The 19,042-nt window shown below is 64.5% G+C and carries 11 protein-coding genes; 8 read left to right on the forward strand and 3 right to left on the reverse strand.

Annotated elements, in window-relative coordinates:
- Positions 1-7: 7 nt before the first annotated feature.
- Positions 8-2,230, reverse strand: coding sequence for a hypothetical protein (locus OH491_RS11990; protein ID WP_145928897.1), 2,223 nt, complete (start codon positions 2,228-2,230; stop codon positions 8-10).
- Positions 2,231-2,569: 339 nt separating this feature from the next.
- On the opposite strand from OH491_RS11990, the gene OH491_RS11995 reads away from it, so the two are divergent.
- The 3 genes from OH491_RS11995 to OH491_RS12005 all read left to right on the forward strand — a co-directional run bounded on the left by OH491_RS11995 (position 2,570) and on the right by OH491_RS12005 (position 8,553).
- Positions 2,570-3,388, forward strand: a complete 819-nt coding sequence (locus tag OH491_RS11995; RefSeq protein ID WP_068771197.1) for a LamG-like jellyroll fold domain-containing protein — start codon at positions 2,570-2,572, stop codon at positions 3,386-3,388.
- 358 nt (positions 3,389-3,746) lie between these two features.
- Positions 3,747-6,011: a GDSL-type esterase/lipase family protein gene (locus OH491_RS12000; protein WP_068771196.1), complete on the forward strand. Its 2,265-nt coding sequence runs from the start codon at positions 3,747-3,749 to the stop codon at positions 6,009-6,011.
- A 514-nt stretch (positions 6,012-6,525) separates the two neighbouring features.
- On the forward strand, positions 6,526-8,553 hold the full coding sequence (locus OH491_RS12005) for a TonB-dependent receptor (RefSeq protein ID WP_342751038.1): 2,028 nt from the start codon (positions 6,526-6,528) through the stop codon (positions 8,551-8,553).
- A gap of 152 nt (positions 8,554-8,705) precedes the next feature.
- On the opposite strand, the gene OH491_RS12010 is transcribed toward OH491_RS12005, so the two are convergent.
- Positions 8,706-11,066, reverse strand: a complete 2,361-nt coding sequence (locus OH491_RS12010; protein WP_145928895.1) for a hypothetical protein — start codon at positions 11,064-11,066, stop codon at positions 8,706-8,708.
- 24 nt (positions 11,067-11,090) lie between these two features.
- Here OH491_RS12010 and OH491_RS12015 point away from each other — a divergent pair, with 24 nt between their 5' ends.
- Positions 11,091-11,348 (forward strand): hypothetical protein, encoded by a 258-nt coding sequence (locus OH491_RS12015; protein WP_145928894.1) that lies wholly within the window; start codon positions 11,091-11,093, stop codon positions 11,346-11,348.
- A gap of 198 nt (positions 11,349-11,546) precedes the next feature.
- Here OH491_RS12015 and OH491_RS12020 read toward each other — a convergent pair whose 3' ends face one another.
- A complete protein-coding gene (locus OH491_RS12020; protein WP_068771193.1) occupies positions 11,547-12,329 on the reverse strand; it encodes a GDSL-type esterase/lipase family protein in 783 nt (260 codons plus the stop codon).
- Between the two features lie 232 nt (positions 12,330-12,561).
- Here OH491_RS12020 and OH491_RS12025 point away from each other — a divergent pair, with 232 nt between their 5' ends.
- The 4 genes from OH491_RS12025 (at position 12,562) to OH491_RS12040 (ending at position 18,576) form a co-directional block, all read left to right on the forward strand.
- The gene (locus tag OH491_RS12025; RefSeq protein WP_334319433.1) at positions 12,562-13,581 is read left to right on the forward strand and encodes a LacI family DNA-binding transcriptional regulator; all 1,020 of its coding nucleotides are present in this window, start codon (positions 12,562-12,564) and stop codon (positions 13,579-13,581) included.
- A gap of 313 nt (positions 13,582-13,894) precedes the next feature.
- Positions 13,895-14,953, forward strand: a complete 1,059-nt coding sequence (locus OH491_RS12030) for a glycoside hydrolase family 88/105 protein (protein ID WP_068771191.1) — start codon at positions 13,895-13,897, stop codon at positions 14,951-14,953.
- Positions 14,950-16,833: a hypothetical protein gene (locus tag OH491_RS12035; protein WP_068771190.1), complete on the forward strand. Its 1,884-nt coding sequence runs from the start codon at positions 14,950-14,952 to the stop codon at positions 16,831-16,833. The genes OH491_RS12030 and OH491_RS12035 overlap by 4 nt, the downstream gene beginning before the upstream one ends.
- Positions 16,834-17,031: 198 nt before the next feature.
- Positions 17,032-18,576, forward strand: a complete 1,545-nt coding sequence (locus tag OH491_RS12040) for a sodium:solute symporter (RefSeq protein WP_068771189.1) — start codon at positions 17,032-17,034, stop codon at positions 18,574-18,576.
- The last annotated feature ends 466 nt before the right edge of the window (positions 18,577-19,042 follow it).

Here is a 19,042-nt window from a genome sequence, read left to right on the forward strand (position 1 = left end):
CCGGTTTTTATTTTATGACTTCATGCCAGCGCGGCATCTTGTCCTTTATAAGCGGATTCCGGAAATCATCGGCGCCTTGATACATGTGCTTGTTAAGCGGCATGTCGAAGAGGGTCTTCCCGTCATATTGCAACTCGCAGCCGTAGAAAAACCCGATTTCCCTGGCGCCGTCCTTGTGCTCGCGCACAAAGGAAAAATCGGAGTCGGTGCGCAGTTTCCCGTAAGTGATGGAACCCGTGCGCCAGTCGAACATCGGCCGGCCGCGGAGGTTCGTGAGCCCAATGGTCTGATCGAGCTTCAGTCCGACCGTGACCGGGTCGCCATTGAGCGTGAACGCGAGCCCGAGGGTGCGGTTGTCATCGTGTTCGCCGGTGATGACACGCACGTCCTCCAGCATCGCCGGGGTGAACGTTCCGGGCTTGTGCGGGCGGAGCACGGTCACGAATGCGAGGCGCTGCCCCTTGAAGAAATAGGTGTTCAGGTATTGATAAAACACCTTGGACGGATTGAAACGGCGCTCGATTTCCTTCACGCGGATGACGCTGTCGAACTTTCCGGCGAACTGGATGAGCAGTTCCTGGTTGTGGCTGTTCGGCCAGTATTCCTTGCGGATCGGGATGCGCTCCGGCCAGCTCACGACATAACCCTCGCCCTGCTTCAGTATGTTGTCGGGATGCCAGACGTTGGCGAACACCTTCACGCCCGGCTCGTCGATCAGGATGGAATCCACAATTATATACAGGCCCGTTTCCGGCGCGAACAGGACGATGCGGTCGCCGGTGTAACCGCGCTCCCGGTCAACGAGACGGGTCCGGGAATAATCAAGGCTGCCGAAATTGCCGAAATGAATCTTCTCCGTCCGCACCGGATGGTAGGCCCGGTCCTTCGTGATATAATCAAAAGCGTCGCCTTCGTAAGGCATCATCTGGCCAGTGCGCGCGACGATTTTATTATGATAATAGTCGGCGCGCCAGCCGTCCTCCCAAGTCTGCACCGATGTATGGCGGTAGCCGCCGTCGGCCAGCAGCACGGTGCTGCCCGCCATCAGCAGGTCGATGGCGTTTTCGTCACCGTGCCCGTGCGTGGGCTTTTCCTGGAAGGCGTTGAGCTGTGCGTTCAGGTAATCGCGCGAAAAGCGCCCGTAAGGGCCCTCGTCGCGGTAATTGAGCATGGCGTAATCGCCGTTTGGACTGCGGAAGGTGATTTTTTTTGAAACCAGATCGTCCACGACCTCGGCGGATCGATTCTGGGCCAGCGGCTCCAGCGGAACGGAGGCATCCATCCAGCGCAACGCGAGACCAATGCCATAGAAGGTGTCGCCGTCCAGCTTCTTGTAATAATCCAGGGTTGCATCATACAGCCTCCGCGCGGTCTCGAGGTAGCTTCCGTCTTTATAATAACTGCCCGCGCGCACAAGATTCGCAACCAGCCACGACCAGTTATGGGTCCAGTCGCCGTCGCCCCAGTCGGGCATCAGGCCGTTGGGCATGAGCAGCCCCCTGGCGTAGTCGAAATAGAAGCGCGTGGTGACGGCCTTCATGTGAGAATCCGCCCGGCCTTGCAACTCCGCCAGGTTCAGCGTGTAGGTTTGCCAGAACGGGAGATAGATGGAGGCGTCCTCGATCGACCATTGGAACATGCTGTCCGCGGCAAGCGCTTCGCCGTAGCGTTTCCACTTTCCGGCCTCGGGCGCATCCGGCACGGCCTCGGCTGCGAACAGGAACGCCGCGCCATCGATCAGCCCGCGATTATGCGCGCCGAAATCCGTGTAATCATAATGTGTCGCAATGCTCGCGATGATCTGCTCGTCGATCATCCGGCGCTGCCCGGGTTTGAGCGCGCCCTTCTTCTGCAAATATATATAGGCTTCGCAAAACGGCACCATGTTGCGAAACCCGTCGATGAAGGGTGTTTGTTTGCCGTCCGGCGCGCGCGCGGCCTCGACCAGGGACACGATGTCCGCCTGCGCCCACGCGAGGAATTGCGCGTCGCCGGTGACCGCGTGGAGGTTGACCGACGCCGCGAGGGTGTACGCGTAGCCGCGATTGGGCTTGAGCGCTCCCCGTGAAACGGCGCGGGCGAAACCCTCGTGGGATCTTTGCACGGCGGCGATCGTGTCGTTGAGCATTTGCTGTTTGAAGGCGGCGGTGCCGGCCGCGCCGGCTGGCGCAGCCCGGGCGGTCAGGGGGACAAGCATGGCGAGGATGAGGGCGAGGGCGGTTGTTCTCATGGTGAAAGTTCCAAGGGCGGGTTTGATCATGGCGCGCACGGCGGGAAAGCGAAAGGCTCGACTGGATCGTGTTGCATGTCGGGAGAAGGAAGGGACGGCGCAAAAGCAGGCGAAAGCAATAACCTCATTTGCTGGCAGATCCGTCCCCGATGCGCACGCCCGATGAGATGTAACCGTTGCAGGGAGGGCTTCCGCTCTTATTGCAACGTTTGCATTTTCTTTCGGCTGACAGCATCCCCTTGTTTCCCCTGAGTGGCGCGGTCATTGCGCGCCCCGCGCTTCCTTGAAGTCCCCGTCCGCCACGCTTCTCGATTCCCGCATCCAATCAATCCGCCAACCATGAGAAAACATATCCGCTCCGTTTTCCTGTCCGCCCTGGCCGCCGCGTTTGCCGTGGCGTTGCCCGCCCAAGTCGTGCGCTACGGCTTCGACTCCACCTACAAACTCGCCTCCGCGCAATGGACGCCCAACACCGGCTCCGGCGGCGAGAAATCCGCGAAAGGCGCCACGCAGATCAACAGCCTCGACCTGCGCATGTTCGCCGTGGGCGGCGCAAACGCCGACCTCGCCACCGCGCCCGGCGTCGCCGGCAAGGGCCGCGCGCTCGACCTCACCGGCAACACGCCCGGCACCATCAACGGGGCCGTCGCGCAGCAGTCCACCGCGTCGCCCGGCGGCTTCAAGTCGCTCACCATCACCGGCTGGATGAAACCCGCCGCGCCGTTGCAAAAGGACATGACGCTCATCCGCAGTTTCACCACCGGCCCCTCCGGCGGCGGATTCTGGATTTCCGCGACCAGCCCCAACGCGCTGGTGCTCCTGCTCAGCGACGGCCCAAAGTCCGCGAAATTTCCCGTGCACGCGTCCGCCGTCGCCGCGCAGGACAAGTGGGTGTTCTTCGCCGTCTCGTGGGATGGCGCGGCCGGCCTCGCCAACTGGTATTTCGGCGGCGAGGCCGATGCGCCCGCCGCCCCGGTTCGGGTGGCCGCCCCCGCCTCCATCGGCATGACGCTCACCGCCACGAAGCAGATGGCCGTCGGCCGCGCGAGCTCCAAGAGCCCCGGCTTCTGCGGCCTTTTCGATGATATCCAGATCTTCGATACAGCGCTCGCACGGGAAAAGATCGAGGAGATCCGCCAGTCCGCGCTCGGCCGGTGATCTTTTTCGAGCAGAAAAACAACCGCGAAGGACGCGAAGGGCACGAAGAAGACAATAAAAACCACCGGCCTTATATCTATTGGGAGGATCTAAAAATAACAGCGAAGGGCGCAAAGGATGCGAAGAAAATAATCCTGATGGGAATTATTATATTTATAATACATTGTAAATAAATTAATTATGTTATTATTAATGCTTCGCGCTCTTTGCGTCCTTCGCTGTTAAAATGAATTTTTAGAAGTTCCCTTAATTTATTGATCTATAAAATTCCCCTTCGTTTGGGCCGTTGTTTCCCTTGTCATCGTCTGCTCAATTTTTGGGGATCTCGCATCCATCCTCGTTCCGCAATCGCACTGCCATGACTCTCCCCGCCCATCGCCGCCTCGTGTCCTTGATCCAATCCTGCCTCGGCGCGCTCTTCCTTCTCGCGCTGCTTTCCGCCGTCCGCGCCGACGTGCGCCTCGCCGCGCCGTTCGGCGACAACGCCGTCCTCCAGCGGGACAAGCCCGTCGCCGTCTGGGGCGAGGCCGACCCCGGCGAAAAAGTCTCCGTGTTTCTCGGCGCGCGCACCGCCGCGACCATCGCGGGGGCCGACGGGCGCTGGCTCGTCCGCCTCGATCCCTTGCCCGCCAGCGCGGAACCCGCCGAGCTGGTCGTCACCGGTAGGAATCAGGTCGTCCTCAAAAACATACTCGTCGGCGACGTGTGGCTCTGCGCCGGCCAGTCCAACATGGAGTGGAATGTCGCCCGCGCCGACAACGCCGCCGCCGAGCTCGCCGCCGCCAGCCATTCCGGCATTCGTTTCATCAAAATCGACCGCGCCATCGGCGACGCGCCCGCAGCCCGCGCCACCGGCGCATGGCGCGTCTGCACGCCGCGCGACATCGGCGGCTGCTCCGCCGTCGCCTACTTTTTCGCCCGCGACATCCACCGCGAGACCGGCGTCCCCGTCGGCCTCGTGCAAAGCTCGTGGAGCGGCGCGATGATCGAATCCTTCCTGCCCGCCGACACGCTCGCCTCGACCGAGTTCGCCGCCGTCGGGAAACGCTGGCGGCAAACCCTCGACGCCTGGCCGGTCAACAAAAAGAAATACGACGCCGACCAGTCCGCCTGGGAAAAAGAGCGCGATGCCGCCGCGGAGAAAAACCTGCCCTTCGACAAACCCGCCCCGCGCCCGCCCGTCGGTCCCGGCCACCGCGACCAGCCTTCCGGCATCTACAACGCCATGGTCCATCCGCTGGCGCCCTTCGGCCTGCGCGGCTTCCTTTGGTATCAGGGCGAGGGCAACGCCCAGCGCTTCGATGAATACCACGCGCTCTTCACCACGCTCATCCGCTCCTGGCGCGCCGCGTTTCAGCAGGGCGACCTGCCCTTCTACTGGGTGCAACTCCCCAACTACAAAGCCGGGCGCGGCGACGCCCGCATGCGCGCGTTCCTTCGCGAGGCGCAGGACCAGGCGCTCTCACTGCCCGCCACCGGACAGGCCGTCACCATCGACATTGGCAACCCCGACGACGAGCACCCGACCAACAAGCAGGAAGTCGGCCGCCGCCTCGCCCTCATCGCCCTCGCCAACCTTTACGGCAAACCCGTCGCCTGGCAAAGCCCGCGCCTTGTTTCGGCCCGCCCCGACGGCGCGACCCTGCGCGTCGCCCTGGCTCACGCCGACGGGCTCGCCAGTGGCGAAGTGGCAAGTGACAAGTATCAAGTGACAAAAAGCATGCCTGCCGCCGCGCTCGCCTTCGAACTCGCCGGGGCCGACCGCGAGTTTTTCCCCGCCGCTGCCACGATCAACCAGGACGGCACGCTCACGCTCGCCTCGCCGGACGTTCCCGCGCCCGTGGCCGCGCGTTACGCGTGGTTCAACGCCCCCGCCGCCACGCTGCGCAACGCCGCCGGCCTGCCGCTCGCGCCCTTCCGCACCGACGACTGGCCGGCCCTCGACGTCTCCCGCACCAGCGCGGTCACGCCCCAGGATAAAGGCTCGGGCCGCGCGCAGGATTATTTTTTGGAAAAACACGCCGCCTTCCTCGCCCGCGCCAAGGAAGGCCCGGTCAACCTCCTCTTTATCGGCGACTCCATCACCGACGGCTGGAGCAAGGCCCCCGACATCTGGGAAAACCATTTCGGACGCTATCAGCCCGCCAATTTCGGCATCTCCGGCGACTCCACCCAGCACGTCCTCTGGCGCATCGCCCACGGCGAACTCGATCACATCGCGCCGAAGGTCGTCGTCCTCATGATCGGCACCAACAACACCGCCAGCAACACGCCCGCCGAGATCGCCGACGGCGTCGCCCGCGTCATCCGCCGCATTCGGGAAAAACTCCCGCAAACCAAGATCCTTCTCCTCGCCATCTTCCCGCGCGGCCCGCGCCAGAACACCGGCTATTACGACGACGGCATCCGCCGCATGGAAGTCATCAACGAGGTCAACCTCGACCTCTCCCGCCTCGCCGACGGAAGCCGTATCCGCTTTTTGAATATCAACGACACTTTCCTCGGACCCGACGGCAGGATTCCCGCCAACGTGATGCCCGACCAGCTCCATCCCGGCCCGAAAGGCTACCAGCTTTGGGCCGACGCCATGCAGTCCCTGCTCGACGAGATGATGGCCGAGTGAACGCGTCTCCAGACGCAGGGGTTTCGCCCGGAGTCCGTCTCGCAACATGGTTTTGAGGATAACCGGAAATGAGGGAGGCACGAGCGCACGGTGTTTTTATAGTGTTTTCATTTAACATTGACGCGGCAGCGTCGGTAGGGCGAAGCCTCCGGCTGAGCCGCGGCTCGGCGGGGACGCCTCGCCCTACCAGTTGGGACAAGGTTGAGAGAAAATACTATAAAAGGATGATTCGACGTTTTCAGTGGAGACAGGAGTGCGGGTCTGGTCGTATCGCCGGCAGAGGCTGGCCGTGAAGCGGGGATGGCAAATCAAAACGATCTTTGGCCGGCCCATTTGACTCTCCGGCTCCGCCCCCTTTCCTGAAGAGATGAAATCATGTCTGGGCATGATGTCTCTGTGCACATTTCGCGAAGGAGCGTTTCTCCTCGTTCTCTCCTGCACCGGCTTGGCTGCGTTTGCGTCTTCCGCTGCATCCGCGTCCGATGCCGCGCCCCTGTCTCTTTCTCCTCTCGTCGTGACTGCCTACCGGGCGCCGCAATCCGCCGCCGCGCTTCCCTTGTCCGTGGATGTCCTGTCGGCTGACGATCTCCTCGCCTCCCCTTCGTTCGCCATCGACGACACGCTGCGCAGCGTTCCCGCCTTCAGCCTCTTTCGGCGGTCGGGCAGCCTCACGGCCAACCCCACCGCCCAAGGCGTTTCGCTCCGCGGGCTCGGCCCCAGCGGCGCCAGCCGTTCGCTTGTCCTGCTCGACGGCGTCCCGCTTAACGATCCCTTCGGCGGCTGGATCGCGTGGACCAAAATTCCACGCCTTTCGCTCTCCTCCGTCGAGATCGTGCGCGGTGGCGGTTCCGGCGCCTGGGGCAACGCCGCCCTTGGCGGCACCGTGCAACTCCTCACCAGCCCGCTGCCGGCGGCTGCATCAGCCGCCGAGGCGCCCGACTCGTCCGCCTCTCGCGCCATGATCGAGGTGACGGGCGGAGACTTTTCGACCCTGGGCGGAGAAGTCCTGTTTACCCGGGCGGCGATTGCGGCCGCCGACAGCGGCGGCGCGTCGTTCCTCGCACGCACTTCCCTGTCGCTCTCCGCCGCCGCCTTCACGACCGGCGGTGTTTATCTGGTGCGCAATCCGGGAACCATCGACCGGGCCGCCGATCTCGAGTATTGGCGCGCCCAGGCTTCCGTCCGCGCGGCGCTGGCCGGTCCGGTGGACCTCATTGTCACGGCGCGCGCCTATGCCGAGGATCGCGGCAATGGCACTCCGCTCCAGCGCAACGCCTCGCGCGAGACCTTTGTCGCCGCCACGCTCACCAACCGGCCCGCGCCCGTCACCGCCAGCCGGCGGCCCGATTTTAATTTGTCCCTGTATTTCCAAAAACAGTCCTTTAAGAGCTTTTTCTCATCCGTGAATGCCGACCGCACGGCCGAAACCCCCGCCAGCGACCAATACGACGTGCCCGCCACCGCCATGGGCGCCGCTTTTACCGCCACGTGGGGCCGGCCAGAGGATACCGCCCGCTTCACGGCCGGCGCCGATTTTCGCCGGGTGGGGGGAGAGACGCGCGAGGATTATCTCTACTCCGCCGCGATCGACACCTTCACCCGCCGGCGTTTTGCCGGAGGCGGGCAGGCTTTCGCCGGCGGTTTCGCCCGCTATGAGCACCGCTTTTCTCCGCGCTGGCGCGGCTCGCTCGGAGCACGCGTCGATTACTGGACCAACCGCGACGGACATCGCCGCGAATGGGATACCACGACGGCCGCGCCCGGCTTCCTCCGCGATGATCGTTACCCTGCCGCGGACGGCATCGAATTCAGTCCCGAGGCCGGATTTGTCTGGCAGGCCGCGCCGTGGCTTCGTGCCCGGGGCTCCATCTATCGGGCGTTTCGCGTCCCCACGCTGAACGAATACCACCGCCCTTTTCGCGTGGGCCCCGTCACCACCGAGGCCAATCCGGAGCTTTCGCCGGAAACGCTTGCCGGCGGCGAACTCGGCCTCGAGCTCGAGCACAGCCGCGCGGGGGCCTCGCTCACACTTTTTCTCAACCGGCTCGATGATGCCGTCGCCAACGTGACTGTCGCCCCCGATACCCGCCAGCGGCGCAACCTCGACCATGTCCGGCTGCAAGGACTGGAAGCCTCGGTCCATGCGCGCCCGCATCCTTCAGTGTATTTTAAATTAGGATACATTTTCAGCGACGCCCGCGCGGCCGCTCCCGGCACCGGGATCGACGCCAAACGCCTCGCCCAGGCGCCCCGGCACACCCTTTCCGTCTCGGCGCGCTGGCATGCCCCCGGCGCCGTCGAGATCAACGCCCGCGCGCGCTGGACCAGCGAGCAGTACGAGGACGACGAAAACACGCTCCGACTGGCCGCCGCCGCGGTCTTCGATCTCGGCCTCTCACGCCGCTTGGGCCGCGATTGGGAGATTTTTGCCGCGGTGGAAAACCTCTTCGATGCCGAGGTGCAGACCGGTCGCACCGCCGCCGGGGTGATCAGCATCGGCCCGCCCCGTCAGACTCGCGCCGGAGTGCGATGGAACTGGTGAGCCTTCCATCGATTCATCTCGCCAGGGCATTTAAATTAAACTGTAGCCGTGGCTCGGAATGGAGGGGCGGCCTCCGTGTCGTCCGCTTCGGCGCAGCGGAACGACACGGAGATCGTACCTCCCAAAAATACGCCGTTGCCGGCCAATGAATCCTACTCATGCCGCAATATCATCACCCCCGCCGCGGATGGCACGCGCGCCTCGCCGGGCTTTGACTCCACGTCGATGGGTCCGGAGGTTTCCGCCGGGCGCAACACGGAGACAATCGACACGCGTTCGCCCGCCCTGCGCGCGCCTTCGCAGACCGCGGCAAAATGTTCTTTTTGCGGATGGCCGTGCGCGTAGTCGTAGGTTTGGGAGACGATCCGCAACGCCTCCGTGCCGGCAAAATCGAAACGCAGCGCCAGCGGCGGCTGCGCGACGATGGTTTTCCTTTTTTGAAACTGCGCGTCGTCGCGCGCCACGACGCATGAGGCATCCCGGCTGACGATGGCTTGCGCATGCCAGACCGGACCAAACGCATACACTCCGGCCTCCGTAAACTCAAAGGTGTCCAGCACCACCAGCGCGCCGTCGGTGTCACGCAACCTGAGTTCGCGCGAATGCCGGATGCGGCGTCCCGACGCGTCGAGCATCTCCCGCGTAAAGCCGCCGCCGGCCACCGACGCGTCCGGGTTCACCCGGGCCGAAAGCATGCGCGATCCGGCGCGGGCGCGCAGGCCGCCGGCCTTGTTCGGGCCGCCGTTGAACGCCGCGCTCTCGAAACCCATCCATTCCACCGCCTGCGGCACGTTGCTCTTCCAGCTCACGAGCAGGTGCGAGAACTCCGACCAGTCCGCAACCCCAAGGTCCGCCGGACCGAGGAAAGCGCGCTCGCCGGGCTTTTTCGCCGAGTAGCGCTGGCTTCCCGACCAGCCCGGGTGGATGAGTTTCGTGCTCCCATCGGGCCGCACGCCGATGACATCGCGCACTTCCAGCACACCCTCGCCGGTGAAGCCCTCCGGGTCGCCCAGCCGGAAAAAAATCCTCCGCATGCGCGCCGGGTCGATGGTGTGGCCGCCCATGTGCGTGCCCGGCCAGCGGAAGTTCACCAGCCAGCGCGTCCATTCGCCGGGGCGGTGCTGCGACGCGCCGTCGGCCAGCAGTTCATCCGCGGTTTGCGCCGACCAGACGCCCTGATGCTGGTTGGCGAAAACCTCCAGCCGCCCAAGCGTGTGCAGCAGCACGTGCGGACCTTTTGTATAAAGCGCGATGCTCCCGCCGTCCGCGTGGCCGTGATAACCGCCATCGTGCAAATCCACGCAGACATATGCCGCGTCCGGCGACTCGCCGGTGCGCAAATATAATTTGTCATATAGAACATCGCCGTAGTCCGTCACGCGCGTGGTGAGCACGGAGCGCGGGCGCGGCGGCATCGGCGGCGCGGCGGGCGCGATGATGCGGCAGGCGTCCGCCAGAGCCTCCATCTCGCCCAGGTCCAATTCGGGATGGCTGGCGAGAAAACGCGCGATGCGCGCGGCGTTGTCCAGAAAATCGGCGCGTTTATAAAATGCGCCGATGCGCTCCGCCGCATACACCCAGTGCTCCAGGCCGTGCACCCAATAGCAATTCCCGAAGTCCGGCATCGCCCCGTTCGGGGCCACCATGCCGGAAAACCGCGCGAACATCGCCGCGACCCGCGGGTCGCGCAAATCGCCGAGCCGCCCGAGCGATTCCGCGAGCCTGAACGTCGCGTATATCCAGAGGCCGTTGTAGCCGCGCGCGTCCTCGATGGTGTCCCGCGAACGCATCCAATCCACCTCCCAAACGTCGGTTGCGAACGCCCGCCAGGCCGCGGCGCGCGCGTCATCCGGCAGCACGCGCGCGGTCTCCGCCAAGCCGAGCGCCACGTAGGCGGCGCGGTTGAAACTGCCGCGCTCCGCCTTCAACTCCAGCACGGCCTGAGCTCCGTCGCCGAGCGCGGCGTGCACGGTTTGTTTTTCCTCCGCGCCCAGTGCGCGGAGTTTGTCCAGCTCTTCGTAGAGCGCGACACACGTCGCCTGCGAAAACTCGTTCTGGTCCGCCTGCGCCTTGCGGTCGGTGCGCGCAGCGGTGGCGAAAGCGAGCAGCGCGCGCCGGGCGTTGTTTATATAGCGGTCACGCGCGGCCTTTTCCGCGCCGGGGGCGTCCGCCGGGATGAGCGACGCGCGGCAGGCCTGCGCGTAAAACAAAAACAACGTGAAGCGCGAGACGGCCTTTTGTTGCGCTTCCACCTTGTCGAGCTGACGCTCCTGCGCGGCGGAGTTTTTCGCGATGGAGCGCTCCAGCAGGGTCAGGAAAAGCCGCCGCGCCTCGTCGCGCCGCGCATCCGCGCCCGTTTCCGCAATCCATGCCGGAGGAAAGGGGAGCCCCAGTTCGGAGGCGGAATCGCGGATGGGGCCGGCATCCGCGGCGTGAATCTTGCCCGCGACTGCAAACAAAAGCGCGGTCTGGGCTGAAAGCAAAACGCGGACAACATGGCGGAGGCGGGGCATGGGAAAGGTGTTCTTTTGGCGGCCATGCTGGCCGTGCGCCGCGACATCGTCAGCCAGGAAATTTTGCAATCGTTGCAGGAGCCCTGCCTCAAATCAGCGCGCGAGAAAAGGTGGCACAGACATTCCTGTCTGTGCCGGATGGCGTGGCCATCAGCTGTCAAACAGCAATCTCCAATCCGCCATCCGCAGGGTGCGATTCAAAGTGGTGTCATTCCATCTTTCCTCTTTATTCTTTATCTTTCTCTTTCGTCAGGAACGGGCTGGGAGAAAGAGAAAAGATAAAGAATAAAGAGGAAAGATTCCGGCGATGGCACGACTTTGAATTGCACCCCATCGCAAGCTGCACAGACAGGAATGTCTGTGCCACCTTGCCGCCGCGCCTTTGGCGCCGGAATGCACCGCGATATAAACATCCGCAAAAAAGGCACGCCGTATTTCCCGGCGTGCCTTTGCGGGCAATTGGCTGAATTGTTGAATATGTTATTTCCCCAGCAGTTTCTTGATCTCGGGGACCACCGCGTCGGCCCAGCGGGTGTAGCCTTCGGTGTTCAAGTGCAGAAGGTCGGGCATGATGTCGCGCGAGAGGACGCCGTCCTTGGTCAGGAAGACGCCGCCGATGTCCTTGTAGAAGACTTTCTTTCCGTCGGCGAGCTTGGCGATGAGGACGTTGGCCTTGGTGTTGTTGACACGCTTCGGGTCATCGGGTTTTTCGCCACGGGGGAAGATGCCGAGGATGAGGACTTTCGCGGCGGGCTTGCGCTGCTGGATGGCCTTGACGATGGCGTCCACGCCGGCGGCGATGTCGGCGGGCGGGTCCATGCGGGCGCCAGTGTTGTTGGTGCCGATCATCATGACGACGAGCTTGGGGTCGGATTTCCCGTCGAAGAGGCCGTTTTCGACGCGCCAGAGGAGGTGCTCGGTGCGGTCGCCGCCGATGCCGGAGGGCTCGGCGCCGAGCGGGGCGAGCTTGGCGTCCCACACGGCCTTGCCGCCGGTTTTGCTGGGGGTTTTGCGCCCCTCGTTTGTCTCGCCGCAGACCCATTCCCACTGGTGGGTGATGGAGTCGCCGAGAAAGAGGATATCGAAACCGCCCTTTTGGGCGCGCTTCTTGAGCATTTCGGCGCGCTCGACGAAGGATTTGACGGGCTTGCCGTCCTTGTCGGTCTTGATTTGAGGCGTGGCGGCGACGGGCGGCGACGCGAAGGCGAAGGCGGGCGCGAACAGCGCGAAACTGAGGAGCAATGAGGCGAGTTTTTTATTCATGGGAGTGAACTTTGATACGGGGCGAAGCGATGCGCCCGCGACCGGCGAAAGTCAATCCATGATGCATCCCGGCCCGGATGAGCTCTCCCCGGTTTGTCGCCGAAGGAATATCTTTTCAGCCGGTCAGCCGGTTTATAAAAACATGCTGTCGCGATTATATAAGGTTTTTTCCGCGCGCCATCCGGCGCATGCGGATTTGACTGGCGCGGCAAAATCGCATCCACATTGGCCCATGCCCCCGTCGCTGAAAAACATCGCCCTGCACACCGGCCTCTCGGTCGCCACGGTGTCGCGGGCGCTGCGCGGGTCGGACCTGGTCAACGAGGAGACGCGCGCGCTCGTCGAGCAGGCCGCCTCGGAGCTTGGCTACACCCGCCCGCCGCTGGTCGGCGCCATCATGTCGAGCCTGCGGCGCTCGGCGCAGCACAGTTACCTCGGCAATCTCGCGCTCATTCACATCGCCTCGCCGGGGCAGTCGGAGTGGATCCCGTTTCACAAGGAGTCCATCGAGGGCGCGCAGGCGCGCGCGGCGGAGCTGGGCTTCAAGCTCAGCGTGTTCAAGCACGCGCCGGTGGACAACCGCCACGCCGCGCTCAACCGCGTGCTGCGCAGCCGCGGCATCACGGGGCTGATTTTCATCAACGCGCAGGCGCGCGCCGATTTTTCGCGTTTCGACTGGTCGCCCTTCGCTGCGGTGCAGATCGACTATCCCGTCTCCGACCCGGTGCTGCACACCTCGGGCATCGACCACCACCGCACCATCCAGATGGCGCTCACGCGGCTCGCGGGGCTCGGCTACCGGCGCATCGGCTTTTTCATCGAACGCTACAAGGACCACCGGCTCGCCTACAAATGGTCGGGCGCGTTCGCGGCGTTCCAGCGCGGCATGCCGGAGTTGAAGCCCATTCCCGAGCTGGAACAGCCGGTGATCGAGAAGGCGGATTTCCTGCGCTGGTTCAAAAAGCACAGGCCGGACGTGCTCGTCGGCCACAAGACCGCCGTGATCGACTGGCTGCGCGGCGAGCATGTGCGGGTGCCCGAGGACGCGGGCTTCTTCAATCTGAACTGGAACGAATCCGACATCCCCTGCGCGGGTCTCGATCTGGAGGCGCGCCTGCAGGGCGCGGTGGCGGTCGAGCATGTCGTCACGCAAATCCACCAGTTCGAGAAAGGAGTGCCCGCGCATCCGAAGACGATCTATATCGAGGGCCGCTGGGTGGACGGCCCGACGCTGCTGACGAAGGGGAAATAAATCTCCCTCGCTCATCATCCCCCATGTTTTTACGTTCTTTCCTCTTTATTCTTTCTCTTTCTTCTTTCTCCCCGTTTTTCACTCCCCGTTTCGATTCCTGACGAAAGAGGAACGAGGAAAGAGAAAGAATAAAGAGGAAAGAAAACGGAAGCGGGAACGCGAACGAGTTTGGAAACAGGAAAACCCACCCGCTCTTTTGCAACGGTTGCAAAACACCGCCCGTGACACCCGGCGGGCTTTGCCGCACTCATGATGCCGTCCAGTTCTCCCCGCTCTCTCAAGCATCTCTTCACGATCCCCGCTCCGGTCCTTCATGCACACTCTCTCCGACACCCGCACCCTTCTTGCCCAGCTCGCCTCGCGCACCATCGCGCGCGCGTCCGCGAGCGACACGCATCCCGATCTCGCCATCAATTTTTCCACCTGGCAATGGCATCAGGGTGTCGCGCTTTTCGGGCTGCTCCGCGCCAACGCCGCGCTCGGCGATCCGGCCGTCGCCGCGTTCATCGACGACTGGATACGCGCCCGCCTCGCCGCCGGCGACCCGCCCAAGAGCATCAACACCACCGCCCCGCTCCTCACCGTCGCCCACCTGTTCGAGAAAAACCGCGACGCGCGCCTCGGCCGCCTCTGCCAGTCGTTCGCCGACTGGTGCATGCGCGGCGCGCCCCGCCTGCCCGCCGGCACCTTCGAGCACTCCTGCACCGACAATGTTTACCCGCAGCAAGTCTGGGCCGACACGCTTTTCATGGGTTGCATTTTCCTCGCGAAATGGGGCCGCATCACCGGCGAGGCCGCGCTCGTGGACGAGGCAGCGCGCCAGTTCACCGACCACTACCAACTCCTGCGCGACGCCGCCACCGGCCTGATCTTCCACGGTTACGACGGCAACAAGCGCGCGCACATCGGCACGATCTGGGGACGCGGCAACGGCTGGTTTGCCATCGCCGCCAACGAAGTCCTCTCGCTCCTCGGCCCCGCGCATCCCGCGCACGCCGCCATCCTCCGCGACCTGCGCGCGCACCTCGCCGGGGCCGCCGCCGCGCAGGACGCCTCCGGCGCGTGGCACACCGTCATGGACGCGCCCGCCACCTACCTCGAGGCGACGAGCACGGCGGCCTTTGCCTGCGCGCTCACGACCGCGGCCGCGCACGGCCGCATCGGCGCCGAGCTGTCGGACAACGCCGCCCGCGCAATGGAACGCACCCGCTCGTGGATAAACGACGCGGGGGACCTCACGCATGCCTCGGCCGGCACGCCCGTGATGCCCGACACCGCCGGCTACAACGCCATCCCCTTCGCAGTGACCACCTTCTCCCAAGGCCTCGGCATGCTCGCCCTGGCGAGCGCGATTGAATACTCCGCCCAATGAACAAAAACCTCCGTTACCTCCCGCGCGCGCTGTTTCTGCTCCCCGTCCTCGCCGCCATCGCCGCATCCGCGCAACCGCTCTGGCAGGGCGACCCCGGAAAAGGCGCCGCCGAACTCGAGGCCCAATGGCAAACCCTCACGCGCCCCGACGCGGTCGTCGGCATCCGCGGCGTGCTGCGTTTCGCGGTCGAGGCCGCCGCGCTCGACTGGCATCCCGGGCGCGTCGAGCACGCGCTGGAGTTTGCCCGCGGCATGCAGGACCTCGATCCCGCCAGCCCCACGCACGGAAATTTCCGCTGGTATTCGAACCAGCCGCGCCCCGTCGATCTCAACGCCGCCGAATTCGCCGCGCAGCTCCTCGGCGTGCTTCATGCGCAAAGCCGCGACCGGCTCACGCCCGCCGCGCGCGACCGGCTGCGCGAGCTCATGACCGACGCCATCGAGGGCATGAAGCTGCATCAGGTGAAACTTCCCTACACCAACATCTGGTTGAAAAAGACCTGGTGCCTCATCGCGCTCGGCGAGGCGCTCGGCCGCCCCGATGTCGCGGACGACGGCTACGCGCGCCTGGCCGAATGGCTGCGCTTCACCGCGGCCAACGGCATCTGCGAATTCAACGCCGTCACCTACTACGGCACCGACCTCGACTCGCTCAACCTCATCGCCAAATACGCCGCGCGGCCCGAAGGCCGCGCCCTCGCGCTGAAGGCCGCCCGTTATCTCTGGACCGCCGCCGCCGCGAACTGGTTCGCCGCCGGCGACCGGCTCGGCGGAGCCAACGCGCGCAGCTACGACTACCTTTTCGGCCACGGCTATTTCGAGTGCTTCACCTGGACGGCGGGCTGGCTGCGCGCCCGGCCCGACATCGAAAACGCCGGATGGATCGGTTCGAATCACGACAATCTCGTCGCCTTCCGCAACGCCGCCCACCTGCCCGCGCCGCGCGAATGGACGGAGCCCGTTCGCGCACAAATCCCCCGCACCGTCGTGCAACGCTGGGGCGAGGCGCCCGCGCGCACCGCGGTGCATTGGGTCGGACGCCACGCCGGCCTCGGCACGTCCGGCGAGGCTTACTCGCGCGAGGACCGCGCGCTCGTCATCGACCTCGGCGACTCGCCCGCCATCCCGCAGCTCACGCTGTTCATGGACGGGCGCGGCGACCCGTTCGGCACGAAAAAGGTCAAGGGGGCCGACGCGCACGCCAAGGCGCTCCACCTCGTGCCCTTCATCGCCTCCGTGCAACGCGGCCCCGAGGCGCTGCAACTCCTCTCGCTCGAACCGCTCGGCCCCGCCGCCCGCTTCAAGCCCAAGCCCGGCGAGCTTTCCTGCCTCCTCACGCATCTCACGATCCCGCGCGAGGCCGAGGTCTGGGCCGGGGACGCGCGCCTGAAACCCGGCACGCCCGCGAAGCCCGCCGTCATCCCGCCCGGCGCGCCGCTCTTCGCGCGCATCGGCGATGCCGCCGCCGCCATTCGTATCCTGTATTCCGATACGACGGACGGCGACCGTCCCGCTGAAATCCGGTTCATCGACGACGGCCGCGCGGCGAAAGCCCGCCGCCTCACCCTTGTCCACGACACCGCCGAGCCCAAGGGCCGCGCCACCGTGGTCGCGTGGCTGCGCGTCGCCGAGGGGCTGGATGACGCGGGCTTCGCCGCCTTCCGCCAAACCTTCGCCAGCGCCGCCGCCGGGGTGAAAAAGGAAGGTTCCGTCATCAAGGCCACCGCCGCCGGCCTCGCCGCGCCGCTCCGCATCGAGGCCGACGTGGAGAAACAGGAGCGCCTGCTCCTCGAAGGCGGCGAGCCCCGCCCTGCCCTGCTGACCGTCAACGGCCGCGAGATCGGCTTCGAACTCCTCGGCGAATTTTTGACGCGGCCATGAGTTTTTGCATCAGTCCGATCCATCGCCGTAGGGCGCGACCTTGCGTCGCGCCGCACATGGCGAAAAACAGTCCGCCGGAGCCGGCATGGCGACACCGGCACCGACACCGCGACGCTCGCGGCCTGACACAAGGTCAGGCCCTACGACGCGCCGCCTACTTTCTTCAACTTAAACTTCCAACTTAAACTCACCCCCTCCATGTCCCCCGTCCTCGCCACCGCCACGTTCACCCCGCGCACGCTTTCGCTGCCCGACTACGTCATGCTCGCGCTCTACTTCGCGCTCAATCTCGGCATCGGCTGGTGGTGCGCGCGGCGCAAGAAGAACTCCGCGGGCGACTACTTCCTCGGCGGCGGGCGCGTCCTGTGGTGGGCGGCGGCCATCAGCTTTTTCGCCACCTCGACCAGCAGCATCAGCTTCATGGCGCTGCCGGCCAAGGCCTACACCACCGACTGGCTCGCGTTCGGCTCGGCCCCGGCGCAGGCGTTCGCCGGCATCCTGGTCGGCCTCGTGTTTGTCGCCGGGTTGCGGCGCATGAACATGACCACGATTTTTTCGTATCTGGAACGCCGCTACGACCGTCGCGTGCGCCTGCTCGGCGCGGGGCTGGGCGTGTTTCTGAAAGTGGGCGGACGCATGAGCGTCGTGCTCCTGCTGCCCGCGCTCGCGCTCTCCACCGTCACCGGGCTCAACGTTTACCTGAGCATCGCGCTCATGGGCGGCGTGACCACCATCTATGCGCTGGAGGGCGGCTTCGAGGCCGTCATCTGGACGGAGGTGCTGCAGGTCGCCGTGACCTTCGGCGGCGTGGCGGTCGCGTTCTGGTTCCTCACGCGCGGCGTGGACGGCGGTTTTTCCGGCATCATCGCGAACGGCATGGCGGCGGACAAATTCCGCGCCATCTCGTGGGATCCGGATGTCACCCAGCCGACGGTCGTCGTCTTCATCGGCATGTTTTTTGCGACCATCTTCACGCAAATCTCCGACCAGCCGCTCATGCAGCGCATGCTCGCCTCCGCGAATGTGAAGGAGGCCAAGCGCACCGTCGTCATCGGCAACATCATCGGGCTCGCCAGTTCGGTGGTGTTCTTCTTTGTCGGCTCGTCGCTGTGGGTGTTTTACCAAGCCAATCCCGGCCGCCTCGAAGCCGGCCTGCCGAACGACGCGATTTTCCCCTACTTCATCGCCAACGAGCTGCCGCGCGGCGTGGTCGGCCTGATCGTGGCGGGCCTGTTCGCCGCGTCGATGGGCGCGCTCAGCAGCATCCTCAACGCCACGGCGTCGGTGGTCGTGTCCGATTTTCAGGGCACGCTCTGGCCGCGTTCGACCGAGCGCCACCGCATGCGCCTCGCGCAGGCCACGACGCTCGTCTGCGGCGTGCTGGCCACGCTCTTTGCCATGTATCTTGCGCGGCTGAACGTCGCCTCGCTCTGGGACCAGTTCATCAAGCTGGTCGCGCTGATCGGCGGCGGCTTCCCCGGCGTGTTCGCGCTCGGCCTGCTCTCGCGCCGCGCCAACGCCACCGGCGTGATGGTCGGCGCCGTCGCGAGCATCGGCGTGACCTGGTGGGTGCAGACCTACACGGCGACAAATCCCTTCTTCCACGGCTTCGTCGCCATCGCCTCCTGCATGCTCATCGGATACGTCGCCAGTTTGCTGACCGCGCGCGCCTCCGACAAAAAAGACCTCTCCGGCCTGACCGTCTGGGACCGCAGCACCAAGGAAATGGCGAAGATTGACTGACCGCACGGAAGACGCCGGAGGAGACAAAGGCGTTTTCGGCATGACATGAGCGATCAGGCAATGTGTTTGGGCAGTCCCGCGATTCCCCCTTCCCCATTAATTTATTATATTTCAGATTCGTTGCTGTTTGCGATGTCTGGAAAAGCATGTTTTGAACAGCAAAGACGCAAAAAGACAAATGAAGTCTGTTTTGACACAAAGGGCACAGAGCGCTGACACGGAGAGCACAGGGAGGGAAAAGACCTTTCCTTTCATAGTCTCCGTGACCTCTGTGTGTCGCGCTCTGTGTTCTCTGTGTCAAAACAGACTTACTCAATTTTCTTTGGTAGGCGCTCTTATATGAAATTCAGTAGATCGATATTTTTTATAAAATTTCCCTTCACTGTCTTGCCAGGCCTGTGGCTTCGCTCGGGACTTTGCGTCTTTGCTGTGAAAAACAACCGTCCCAAATAACGACGAACCAGTC

Origin of the sequence: Termitidicoccus mucosus (genome assembly GCF_038725785.1) — a bacterium.
Taxonomy (GTDB): Bacteria; Verrucomicrobiota; Verrucomicrobiia; order Opitutales; family Opitutaceae; genus Termitidicoccus; species Termitidicoccus mucosus.